We start from the raw sequence: 12,496 nt of genomic DNA, 5'->3' as shown, positions 1-12,496 counted from the left end.
ATTTATGCGATGCAATGTTGCAACATGGAGCTGTTAATACAACAAAAATCGAGGACTTTGTAATGACGACATTCTTTAAAAAGACACTGATCGCAATGACGTGCAGTGTAACTTTGCTGATCACTGCGTGTAATGATGACAATGATAAGTGGGACAATTGGACATCAAATAAAACTTATGTATCTGAAAAATCATATAACTTAGATCAAATGAGTTCAGCTGCATCGGTCAAAGTGATGACCTATAACATGCCGAATGTTTTGGGAGAAACAAAGAAAGCGACAGCGATGGTCTTTGTCCCTAAAACGACACGACCTACAGATGGTTGGAAAGTTGTAGTTTGGGAACATGGTACAGTTGGGATTGGTGATAGCTGTGCGCCAAGTAATAATGCATTTAACCCACGCTTTAAAAATATGGCAGAAAGTCTGTTAAAAGAAGGTTATGTCATCATTGCTCCTGATTATGAGGGGCTTGGTACAGCAGGTATTCATCCATACCTTAATTTAAAGAGCGCTGCCAATTCTGCAATTTATGCAGTCAAAGCCTATAAAGAACATTATTCTACCCAGATCAATGGGCAATGGATGTCAGTTGGACAATCTCAAGGTGGTCATGCCTCGTTAGGTACTGCTGAACTATCAAATAATGATGCTAACTACAAAGGTGCTGTTGCGGGCGCACCTGCATCCAGTTTGGGATATATTATTTCCGTGGTTGCACCACAGGCGATTCAAGGGATTCTTCAGCAAGAACAAGAAGGTAAACTACCAACTGGAACGGCTGTAGAAGTTTATGCTGAGTTATTGGCTTATGCGGCATATACCACTGTAGGAATTACCGCCTATGATCCAAAATTTAACTATCGCGAGATATTCCAAGAGCGTTCAAGAAGTGTAGCTGAATTTGCAGAAGGTACTACAGGTGAAAATGGCTTATGTTTAACTGATTTACACGATAAATTTGCTGCTGACATTCAAGATTACTTGGTTAAAAATGCAGGTAAGACCGTTCTTAACTACCCTGGTTTGGCTGGAGATTTCCAAGAGAATGCGACAGTTAAAAAGTTCTTAGCAGATAACCAACCGGCGACGAAGAAAATTAATGCACCTGTGATGATTATTCAGGGCAAATTAGATATGGCTGTACCTTATCAAGTGACTGCGCAATTACAGCAAGGTCTGAAAGATATGGGCACAGATGTTAAATTCTTACTTGTAGAACAAGCTGATCATACTGGTGCAATTGTGGCGAAGAATCCTGAATTGGTGGATTTTATTAAAGAGAAAATGCCAACAACGAAGTAATTTAATTCGCATTTTTAACAATATGTTTCGGTTGAATAAAGCAGAGTTTCTGATGAAGCTCTGCTTTTTATTTACATAATAATTTCTCTACTCATCGTGCATAGTTCGCATAGAGTTATGTATGTACATCGAGTCAAAAATCACGATTCGTTCGAGTTATTATGCATCTGTGCTCGGTTGATTTGTGAATAGACAAGAAATTGAACTGTGCCAATACACAATACAGCGGAAGCCAGTATGAATTGCTGATGATACGATACACCCCAATGCTGTAACACACTAAAGCAAATTCCACCGATTAACTGCGTGATGGCAAAAGCCAATGTTGCCATACTCCATAATTTTTTATATGCCATACCATAGAGCTGTAAAATCGTATAAGAAGTCAAAAATACAACAGCAGGGTTGAGTAAACCTGTAAAAAACGATGAAATATAAGTAAAAATAGAAATGGTCGAAAAGATTGCGATAAGAATGGCTAGGACGTAGAGGCTATAGAGAATTTTCAATGCAGTGAAATTGCCAAATTTTCGAGCCAATAAGAAAGCACTGATTGCACCTAAAGCACTGCCTGAACCATATAAAATCCAATTCAAATTAATGAATGATAAATTTAAATGTAGCGTATTTTTTAGATAATCAATCCAAAATAATGAATGTGGCACATAGGCAAAAGCACTACTTGCATAGACAATAAGCAAACTCAGATACATGCCATTGACGCTATTGATATGCTGTGGAGCAGCAGAAATTTGACTGAGATGACTTTTAAAAATAGACAATAAATAGGTGATGACTAAACAAATCAACGTTGAAAAGGCAAATAAAATCAACCATGCAGATTGGGTGCTAATACGGTCTAAATAGGGGAGGAATAAGGTTGCCAATAAAACCCCGATGCCTATACCGCTAAAACCGATAAAATTAATAGTTAAACGATCTTCCGCTTTACAACATTGTGCTACGACACTCGGTGAAAGGATCATCAATAACCCTCCACTGATTCCCGAAATGACACGCCAAAACACATACCATGTTTCGTGTAATCCTGAAAATGCGCAACTGAGTAAACTGATCGCACCGGAAAAAGCCGCAATTAAGAGATAGCGTGGCATAGTGGCGTTTTGGGGTAATTTCATTGCCCAGAAAGCACCGATTAAATAACCCAATAAGTTTGCACTACTCAGAATGCTGGCAAAATTCGTATCCCATCCATATGCAAGACGAGTTGAAGGAAGTAAAGCTGTATAGGAAAAACGAAGTATGCCAATGCCTAAGCACATGCTTAAACAGAGGAAAAGACTGAGCTGAATTTTATTACTGAACATCCTATTCATGTGATTCATCATCTGTTTTGACCAATTCACGATAAAGTGAATTGATCCAATAGACAATAAATAACCATTATTTTATCGAGTGATATTTGATCGTTTGGTCTAATTGATCTTGGTGTCACAAACATTTATTGGCATCGACAGGATCACCAATGGTGTAATAATGTCCACCTGCAACATGATGTAGGCTTTTCCATTCAGAACTCACTTCATGATAATACCAATGACCATTGCGAAATACGCGTGAATCAGCATAAGCTGCAACAACTTTTCCAATAAATAAATCGTGAGTTTGCTGATTATGGGGTTCTGAAATCAACTCACAGATTAGCCAAGCGGCACAATCTTCAACGGCAGGTAGAGGAGAATCTTCAAATTGGAATAAAGGGGTATGACAATGCTCTAATTTCTGAGGATCATTAAATTGGCTAATTGACCCCAATTGCTGTACCAATTTAATTTGTTTCAATGTGGGAACTTGCAAGATGAAATAACCTGAAGCTTCGATTAGTTTTCGAGTCTTGGTACTTTTATCTAAAACAACGCTGACTTTTGCAGGAACAAGTTCTAAAGCACATGCCCAAGCTGCGGTCATTACATTTCTTTCATCCTCATGCTGTGCAGAAACAAGTACCGTAGGTCCATGATTGAGCAAGCGATAAGCTTTTTCCAGTTCTACGGGTTGAATGTACGGATTCATAAGCTACCTTGAATGCTTTGATATAGTTAGTCTTTCTTTACACAAGCTTATGCAAAATTTACATATTCTCAATAATTAATTGTTTTTATTATTGATTCAGATTGTTTAAAAAATAGCTGTTAAATCTGCAAAAATGCTAAAGACTGTTGGATATTTCACATTCAGCATATAATAAAGCGATCGAAACTATTGGAACTCATATGAATTATCCACTCATTGTGAATATTGTCATATTCATTGCCCTAATCATCTTGCTGATGCAAACGCGAAAAACAGACTGGAGTCTGGCGAAAAAAGTATTTGCAGGCTTATGTTTAGGTGTTGTATTCGGGTTGGGATTACATTGGGTTTACGGAACAAATACTGCTGTTTTAGATGAATCAATTCAATGGTTTAATATTGTTGGTAATGGTTATGTGAAGTTATTACAAATGGTGGTCATGCCATTGGTTTTAGTTTCAATTCTGAGCGCAGTGATTAAATTACACAATGCATCTTCCTTAGGAAAAATCAGTTTCATTAGTATTGGAACCTTATTATTCACCACCTTTATTGCAGCCTTAGTGGGTGTATTTGTGGTTAATTTATTTGGATTAAGTGCTGCTGGTTTGGTTCAAGGTATGCAAGAAACAGCACGTCTAGAAGCAATTCAAACGGAATATATTGGAAAAGTAACAGATTTAAGTGTCCCAGATTTTATCCTATCATTTTTACCGACCAATCCTTTTGCAGAATTAACGGGTGCGCATCCAACCTCAATTATCAGTGTGGTCATTTTTGCAACTTTATTGGGTTTAGCAGGATTAAATCTAATTAAAGATGATGCGGAAAAAGGGCAACGTATCGTCACCGCAATTGATACTTTACAAGCTTGGGTGATGAAATTGGTACGTTTGGTGATGACATTTACTCCTTATGGTGTATTTGCTTTGATCACTAAAGTTGTTGCCAGCTCAAAAGCTGCGGACATGATCAACTTAGGTGGTTTTCTGGTGGCTTCCTATCTCGGCTTGGCGATTATGTTCGGAGTGCATGCAATTGTTTTACTGCTCACAGGTGTGAACCCATTACGTTTCTTCAAAAAAGTATTGCCTGTACTGACTTTTGCTTTCACCAGTCGTTCAAGTGCTGCCAGTATTCCTTTGAATATTGAGGCGCAAACTCAACGTCTTGGTGTCCCTGAGTCGATTGCCAGCTTCTCTGCATCATTTGGTACAACCATTGGACAAAATGGCTGTGCAGGCTTATATCCTGCAATGTTAGCAGTCATGGTTGCGCCAACTGTAGGAATCAATCCACTTGATCCTGTTTGGATTTTAACCTTAGTTTGTGTGGTGACTTTAAGCTCGATTGGTGTTGCAGGCGTGGGTGGTGGAGCAACTTTTGCCGCTTTAATCGTGTTGCCAATTATGGGGTTGCCTGTGACTTTGGTTGCATTGCTGATTTCAATTGAGCCTTTGATTGATATGGGGCGTACCGCTTTAAATGTCGATGGTTCGATGACAGCAGGCATGGTGACCAGCCAGCTTATGGGGCAAACCAATCAAGAGATTTTAATGTCAGAAGAACATGGTGAATTGGCGAATCGTTAATTGATGTTACGCATTAGATAAAGGTACTTATTTTTAAATGTTATTATTCTTCTTTGGCGGTGTCTTACATCAAAAGTTTTGATTTAGGGACTAGCCTTCGGCTCGACCTACTTTTTTTCGGAAAATGAGAAGCGAAGCTTCGCAAGAAAACCACCTTGCGGAGCGTTGCTCCTCACCGCAAAACTCGTCAGCTACCATCTTTTGATTGATATATCGCAGAAACATTAGCTTATAGATCTTGCGCCATGACTGGCTCATACCTCAAACACGTTGCGGATGACGTTAGCGCGTATCCACTTTTTTTCGAGATTTAAATATGCATTTGATGTTACTGCTTAAAAGAAAAACTTAACGCGCAGCTTTATTGCATTCAGCCAATTCTTTTGAGTTATATGTCCAAATTTTTCCCTGAGTATTCTTGAAGAAACGTAGTGGTCCTGTACGTTTGACCAATGCCTGACATGCTTCAAGTGATAATGTATGGGTAAATGAACCTGACACACGACATACTGAGCCATTACATTTCCATAAAAGGGTTTGATTTCCCATTGGAATGGTCAGTTGACCTTTGTAGCGTGTACCCGCAAGCCACGTTTCATTTTTAGCATGTGCCATCGGACTGAAAATAATCAAGCCGAACATCATTAGCTTGAATGCAGTTAAATTCATTATTTTCATCATATCCCAACTATTTGAAATAACTTATGTCTTATACCATCTTGTTCATGTGAATGGGTAGTCTAGGCAAATTTGAGAATGCATCGGTTTTTAATCTGTACCTATTTTATGATCTAAATTGTATCTGTATTCATTTTGATAATTGTTTAGAATTATCCTAAATAACTGATGTTACGCACTTTAAAAAACGAAGCACTTTTCAAACTGTTTTAGAGCACACTCGGCGGAGTCGTACATCGAAAGTTTTAATTTCAGGATTAGCCTGCGGCTCGCCCTACTTTTTTTTCGGAAAAAGTAGGCAAAACCATTGTCATCCGCAAAACTCGTCAACTACCATCTTTTGATTGATATATCGCAGAAACATTAACTTATAGATGTAGTCCTGCCTCAAACACGTTGCGGATGACGTTATCGCGTATCCAATTTTATTGAGAAACAAAAATGTTTTGATGTTACTGCGTAACATTAACTAGATAAGGAGTCTAAACCATGAAAATGTATCAAGTCGATGCTTTTACACAAGATTTATTTAAGGGAAATCCTGCTGCGGTTTTGGTACTGGATGAATGGCTTGATGATGCATTGATGCAAAATATTGCCCTAGAAAATAATTTAGCTGAAACCGCTTTTGTAAAACGTATTGATGAGGAGAATTATCACATTCGCTGGTTTACACCCAAAGTTGAAGTGGACTTTTGTGGACATGCAACATTGGCTTCTGCATTTGTATTATTTAAAGATTATACGCTGTCAAAAACGATTCATTTTCATGTGAAAAATTTAGGCATTTTCATTATCAATCAAGCAGGTGATGGCAAGATTCAAATGAATTTTCCAATTCGTCCAGCAGAGAAATTGAATGATTATCCTGAGTTGTTAAATCAAGTGATTGATCAACCAATTCAAGAGGTCTATCGTAATGCCCAGGCTTTTATTTTAGTGTGTGAGTCTGAACAGCAGGTAATTCAGGCAAAACCGAATTTATCAGTTATTCATGAATTGGCTGAACAGTATAAAATTAGTACGGCTTTAACTGCCAAATCTGACGCGCTTGATATTGCGATTACAGCATCATCATCACAATATGACTATGTTGCACGTTATTTCGCACCGCATAAAGGTATTGATGAAGATCCAGTCACAGGCTCGATGCATACAGGTTTAGCACCACTTTGGGCGGAGAAATTGGGAAAACAGCAATTGGTGGGTTATCAGGCTTCTGAGCGTGGTGGGAAATTATTTTGTAAGTTGTTAGGTGATTCTCAACAAGAACAGCGTATTGAAATTTCAGGCTATGCAAAATTGTATATGCAGGCTGAGATATTTATTTAATCAATAGGATTATGCAAATTATTACAAAAGCCGTTGAAATAAACGGCTATTTTTTCAAAACATTACTATAAATTGTGTTCAGCTTTTTTTAAGATGATTGGCATATAAATTTTAATATTTCAAAAAGTTGGATTCATTTTATGCTTATGCGGTTAAAAAAGCTCACGCTGTCTTTATGTATTCTTGGATTTAGTGCTTCAACTTTAGCGCAAACTGTCTTAGTTAAATCAGAACATAATATTGAAGAATATAAGCTCGACAATGGTTTACGTATTCTACTTGCACCCAATGATAAAGAAAGCAAAGTCTTTATGAATACCGTGTATCTGACTGGATCATTGAATGACCCACAAGGTAAAGGCGGTTTAGCACATTTACTGGAGCATTTAGCATTTAAAGGGACTCAGGATGTAAAAGGTGAGGAATTCCAACGCCGTTTAGATCAATACACGCTGATGACCAATGCCAGCACAGATTATTATTCAACGAAATATACCAATATTGTTCGTCCAGATCAGAAGACTTTAAATGAAGTGATCTATCTAGAAGCACAACGTATGGACAAATTAGTTCTGCAAGAGAAGTTTGTGCCGTCTGAAATTAATATTGTGATGCGTGAACGTGAAGTCCGTATGGATCAGCCCTTTGCAGTGCTGATGGATCAAATGTGGAAAGCAGCCTATGGTAATAAATCTCTTGGTCGTTTACCGATTGGAGATTTGCCAGAATTACAATCGATCAAGATGGATGAACTCAATACGTTCTATAAAGCCTGGTATGCACCGAATAATGCGGTGATGGTTATTTCTGGAAAATTTGATAAAGCTGAAGTCTTGAAAGCGATTGATAAAAATTTCAGTCCAATCGCGGCACGTCAAATTCCACAACAAGCAGTTGTGCCTTTGCTCGATTCAGCCAATATTAAAAATAGAAACTTCATTGTCAAAAAGGGCAGTGATTTGGCGAAATTTAATATTTATATGAATGGCAAAAATGAAAAAATTCAGCCAGCGTTGGCATTAGCACCCTATTTATATACGTTGCAGCCAAGTGGTCATTTATATTCAAGTATGGTTGAAACAGGGATTGCAACCAATGTGCAATCTACCACATGGTTAGATGATGATTTTAATTTAGTGTTTATGGGTGCAATTTACGCACCGAATCATGATGCAAAAAAAATTGATAGCTCACTGATTTCAGGGGTGGAACAAAACAAAAAGTTTGATGATACCGAATTAAAACGTGTGAAAAATTTAATGTCGAATGCCAATGATAATCTGATGAGTAGTGCAGCAGCAGTCGGTGGCATGCTCAGTGATTATGTGGTTTCATCACATGGCAATTGGGCACAATATTTTAAAGATCAGCAAGATATTCAAAATATGACTGCGAATGAGCTGAATACTACACTAAAAGGCTTTTTAACAGCATCGCATCGTTTTCATGGGGATATTCAACCAACGCCTGAAGATCAGAAAAAAGCCTTAGAGAAAAAGCAAGCAACTGAAAAACCAAAAACTTTAGATCAGCAAGCTGAACAACCAGAGCCATTAAAAGATGTTAGCGTGTATCAAGCTGAAGTGGCGCAGTATGTTGAAAAATCAAAACAGTATTTAGATGCGACTGAGAAGAAGATTCAACGTGGAACTTTAAAAAATGGGATGCAATATGCCTTGTTCCCTACAACAACACGTGACGATAAAACCTATGCAACCATAGATATCAATTTTGGTACTGCTGAATCGTTGATGAATAAAGCACAAATTTTAGATTTTACGGCTTATTTATTATTACGCGCTTCTGACCAATATAGTCTGCAAAATATTGCCGATAAAACCATTGAGTCAGGTGGTGGTGCAACCGCAACTGCAACAGATAATGGCATCAGTATTCAAATTTCTGCAAAGAAAGATAAGTTTGAGGACTTCTTTAAATACATTGTTTCAGTGATGAAGAATCCGAAATTTGAACAAACTCAATTTGATTTGATTAAACTGCAAAGCCTTTCAAGTTTGGATCGTCCTTATACAGAACCTGAAACTGTGGCTTCATTGACCATTGCCCGATTGCTCGAAACGTATCAGCCAGGTGATTTACGTTATCATTTTGAACCTGAATTGGCGAAAAAGCAGATTCAAGCTGCAACCAATCAGCAAGTTATTGAGCTATATAAAAAATATTTTGCAATGCAAAATGCACAGATTTCGATTACAGGACAATACGATCCTAAGTCAATCAAAATAGTGTTAGATCAACAATTTGGAAATTGGAAGAATAACCAACCATATCAACGTTTATCGACTGAATTTACCGCTTATAAAGCGCAACAAGTACATGCACTTTCTGAACAGCGTGAGTTTGGTAGTTATCAAGCATTACAAACAATACCTGTTGGTGTAGATAATAAAGATGCGGCAGCATTGATTGTATTTAGCTATATCTTGGGTGATTCACAATTATCATCACGTTTGGGACAAGAGCTGCGTGAAAAAAATGCATTGGTATATGGTTTTGGTAGCAATCTAGATTTGGACTCATTCAATGAAGCAGGTTCAATCTCGATTGAAGCAAATTACACTGCAGGCAAATCCGCAGAAGTTTCGCAAGTCGTGCATAAAGTGTTGAATGATTTATTGACTAAAGGTGTGACAAACCAAGAGCTAGAAGCAGCCAAAGCCAATATTATGAAGCAACGTGTGACGACACTTGAAGATGAACGTGTGATCCATCGTATGCTCAATGCTCAACTTGAACGTAATAAAAAAATGGATAGTCGTGCTGTTCGAGATCAGGAGTTTGCCAAACTGACTAAAGCAGATGTGGATGCTGTGATTAAGAAATATATCAAGCCAGATCAATTGGTTGAAGTGATGGCTGATCAATATGGTCAAGCAAAGTAATAAATCATTCTGACTTCACTCAGACTTACAAAATGTACAGGTAAAGCCACACTTTGGTGTGGCTTTGTTCTTTAACAAAGACAATAAATTAAACTTTCAAAATTGTGTCGATGATGCGTAATTTATGCAGTAAGAGTGCTAACCGTTTTATGCAAATTTAAACTGTGTATTACTCAATCGAAGCCTCTAATTTTTTTACGATTTGACAGTGATCAATAGTGCTGTCTGAAGCACAGGATTGGCGCAGGGCAACCAATTGTGTTTTAAAACTCTGCAATTCTAGAATCCGTGTTTCCACATGCTGAATGTGTTCTTCAATCAATTGATCGACAATTTTACAGTCACGTTCAGGATGTTGTACCTGTTCCAATAATGCCACAATTTCATTTAATGTCATGTCCAAAGCACGACAGCGTTTGATGAAAATTAAACGTTTCAGGCATTCATCATCATAATATTTATAATTATTTTCAGCTCTAAAACTTGCTTGAATCAAATTTTTCTTTTCATAAAAACGAATGGTATCAGTACTCAGTTGAGTTTTTTTAGCCAGATCACTGATGAGATATTGTTGCATGATTGAATTTCTCCAAAAATACTCAAACAAGGCTTGACCTTGGAGTTAGTCCATAGTTTTAAATAGCATAATACAGATGAATCATTAATCAAGGGGATGTGAAATGGCGTGTACTTGTAGTCATGAACCTGCACCACAAAAACCAAACAGTAAGTTTAGAACAGCACTGTGGATTGCATTGGTGATTAACCTTGCGATGTTCTTTGTTGAGTTGATCGGTGGTGCTTATGCACATTCATCGGCACTGTGGGCGGATTCATTAGACTTCTTCGGTGATGCAGTCAATTACGGGATTTCACTTGCTGTATTGGGGGCAAGTCTGTATTGGCGTGCGACAGTAGCATTGTTGAAAGGTTTGACCATGGCGTTGTTTGGTTTTGTGGTGATTGGTAAATCTGCCTATGCTTATATCCAAGGGATTCCGCCTGAAGCAATTACCATGGGGGCGATCGGTATTTTAGCGTTGATTGCCAATGTGGTTGCTGCTGTTGTGCTGTACGCTTTCCGTGATGGGGATTCCAATATGCAGTCGGTGTGGTTGTGTAGCCGTAATGATGCGATTGGTAATGTCGCAGTGATTTTGGCGGCAGTAGGAGTATTTGGTACAGGCAGTTTATTGCCTGATATTATTGTTGCAGTGATTATGGCAACTTTAGGTTTAACAGGTGGATATCAGGTGATTACAAAAGCATTGCAGGAAAGACGAGAGGTCAAGTTGACTGAAGCTTTGTAACCGTTTAAAAAGAGTATTGGAGATGTTAAACCGATACTCTTTTATCATTATGTAATGCGCATGAAAAATAAAAAAACCAAAAATAGAACAGTAAAAAAACAAGTAAGAGAAGTGACATATCACCTAGATGATCTCAATCAAATTAAAGGCGTAGAATTTAAACATGGTTATTTAGACCGTTATTTTCTACCTGTTGATGACTACTTTTTACAAGAAAATGATGTTGTAGAAATGGAAGTCTTTGAAGGTAGGGACAATGAGTATGTTGTAAGTGCTTATATTGAAGGCAACGGTTTATTATATCTAAATACGGAAATTGATAATTTTAATTATTATTTAACGAAAATTTTAATTTATTTGGCAATTTTTTTATGTATTTCTTTCTTTTTATTTTTTTTAAAAAATCTAAATCAGGCGGGTTATTTAGGAGGTATATATTTTGTTTTGAATTTCGGCTTTGCTGTTTATCTCTTATATAATGAAATAAAATCGGATGATTCAATATATCAAAAAAATAATTTTACAGATTTTTCACCTTTGATTACGGATAATGGAATAGCATCAAATTGTCTTTATAAAAAGCAACGAGCTGAAGAAATTTTAGCAACAGATTTCTTATATAAAAAAGGTCAAATTCGTGATCTTCAATATTTTCACAGTCAGAAGCTAAAAATATATGGCATAACCACAGTTGAAAATTATTTCCCTGTGATTAGAAATCAAATTGAAAACATCAACTACGTTCAATTTAAAAGAGTATTTCAAATAATTGTATTTTTAAAAATGACAATTGATGATCAGGATTTTTACGCGCACCCTAATGAGCTTATATATAGTGTGGGAAAAGAGGTGTCGATTGCTTATCATTATAATGAAGCACTCAAGGCAAATCTTATACTATTTGTATGTGGTAAAGATAATATTCAGACTGATGTAAGGCTCAAGCCAGCTTTTGAACGGTTAAACTTTTTTATGTATATTTTTTTCGGAATGTGTTCATTTTTGTTTTTTGTGACTTTATTTTTAGCTATTTTTTCTACTCCAGTTTATGAAAATATGTTTTTTTTAGTGGTTATGGTATTTTGGGGATTATTGATGTTTTTTTTAGCATTGCATAATTATAAGAAATATAAAAATATTAAGAAAATTTATCATTATAAGTTAAAAGAAATGTGGATGAATCAATTAAATGTAAGACAAGGTTCTAAATTTATTTTTTATTATTAAGATTTTATTGTTTAATTAAAGGATTTTTTGAATGAACCGTTGAAAATATAATAACTTCATTAATTTACAATCGCTAAATTAATGAAGTTATATTAAAAATTTGATCATATAGT

10 protein-coding genes are annotated in these 12,496 nt (G+C 36.6%); 6 read left to right on the top strand and 4 right to left on the bottom strand.

Translation table 11 applies throughout. The features are described from left to right. Window positions 1-62: 62 nt before the first annotated feature. A complete protein-coding gene (locus tag EXE09_RS10190) occupies window positions 63-1,307 on the top strand; it encodes a lipase family protein (protein ID WP_087552583.1) in 1,245 nt (414 codons plus the stop codon). A gap of 140 nt (window positions 1,308-1,447) precedes the next feature. Here the strand turns inward: EXE09_RS10190 and EXE09_RS10185 are convergent, their stop codons facing one another. Together EXE09_RS10185 and EXE09_RS10180 are read right to left on the bottom strand one after the other, a co-directional pair. Next, a complete protein-coding gene (locus tag EXE09_RS10185; protein ID WP_165382054.1) occupies window positions 1,448-2,635 on the bottom strand; it encodes a YbfB/YjiJ family MFS transporter in 1,188 nt (395 codons plus the stop codon). A 124-nt stretch (window positions 2,636-2,759) separates the two neighbouring features. Beyond that, window positions 2,760-3,341 carry a flavin reductase family protein gene (locus tag EXE09_RS10180; protein ID WP_130117194.1) on the bottom strand — a complete coding sequence of 194 codons (582 nt, stop codon included), beginning with the start codon at window positions 3,339-3,341 and terminating at the stop codon, window positions 2,760-2,762. Window positions 3,342-3,541: 200 nt separating this feature from the next. Here EXE09_RS10180 and EXE09_RS10175 point away from each other — a divergent pair, with 200 nt between their 5' ends. Continuing rightward, window positions 3,542-4,933 carry an L-cystine transporter gene (locus EXE09_RS10175; protein ID WP_130117193.1) on the top strand — a complete coding sequence of 464 codons (1,392 nt, stop codon included), beginning with the start codon at window positions 3,542-3,544 and terminating at the stop codon, window positions 4,931-4,933. A gap of 348 nt (window positions 4,934-5,281) precedes the next feature. Here the strand turns inward: EXE09_RS10175 and EXE09_RS10170 are convergent, their stop codons facing one another. Continuing rightward, window positions 5,282-5,602, bottom strand: coding sequence for a hypothetical protein (locus EXE09_RS10170; RefSeq protein ID WP_228257197.1), 321 nt, complete (start codon window positions 5,600-5,602; stop codon window positions 5,282-5,284). Window positions 5,603-6,100: 498 nt separating this feature from the next. On the opposite strand from EXE09_RS10170, the gene EXE09_RS10165 reads away from it, so the two are divergent. Then, window positions 6,101-6,943 carry a PhzF family phenazine biosynthesis protein gene (locus tag EXE09_RS10165; protein WP_130117192.1) on the top strand — a complete coding sequence of 281 codons (843 nt, stop codon included), beginning with the start codon at window positions 6,101-6,103 and terminating at the stop codon, window positions 6,941-6,943. A gap of 140 nt (window positions 6,944-7,083) precedes the next feature. After that, a complete protein-coding gene (locus tag EXE09_RS10160; RefSeq protein ID WP_130117191.1) occupies window positions 7,084-9,846 on the top strand; it encodes a M16 family metallopeptidase in 2,763 nt (920 codons plus the stop codon). Window positions 9,847-10,015: 169 nt separating this feature from the next. Here EXE09_RS10160 and EXE09_RS10155 read toward each other — a convergent pair whose 3' ends face one another. After that, window positions 10,016-10,423 carry a Cd(II)/Pb(II)-responsive transcriptional regulator gene (locus EXE09_RS10155; protein ID WP_130117190.1) on the bottom strand — a complete coding sequence of 136 codons (408 nt, stop codon included), beginning with the start codon at window positions 10,421-10,423 and terminating at the stop codon, window positions 10,016-10,018. A gap of 103 nt (window positions 10,424-10,526) precedes the next feature. Between EXE09_RS10155 and EXE09_RS10150 the strand changes: the two genes are divergently transcribed. Beyond that, window positions 10,527-11,156, top strand: coding sequence for a cation transporter (locus tag EXE09_RS10150; protein ID WP_130117189.1), 630 nt, complete (start codon window positions 10,527-10,529; stop codon window positions 11,154-11,156). A gap of 60 nt (window positions 11,157-11,216) precedes the next feature. Further along, the gene (locus tag EXE09_RS10145) at window positions 11,217-12,383 is read left to right on the top strand and encodes a hypothetical protein (protein ID WP_130117188.1); all 1,167 of its coding nucleotides are present in this window, start codon (window positions 11,217-11,219) and stop codon (window positions 12,381-12,383) included. Window positions 12,384-12,496: the final 113 nt, after the last annotated feature.

Origin of the sequence: Acinetobacter sp. WCHAc060025 (assembly GCF_004209355.1) — a bacterium.
GTDB lineage: Bacteria > Pseudomonadota > Gammaproteobacteria > Pseudomonadales > Moraxellaceae > Acinetobacter > Acinetobacter wuhouensis.
This window is presented reverse-complemented; position numbering and strand designations above follow the sequence as displayed.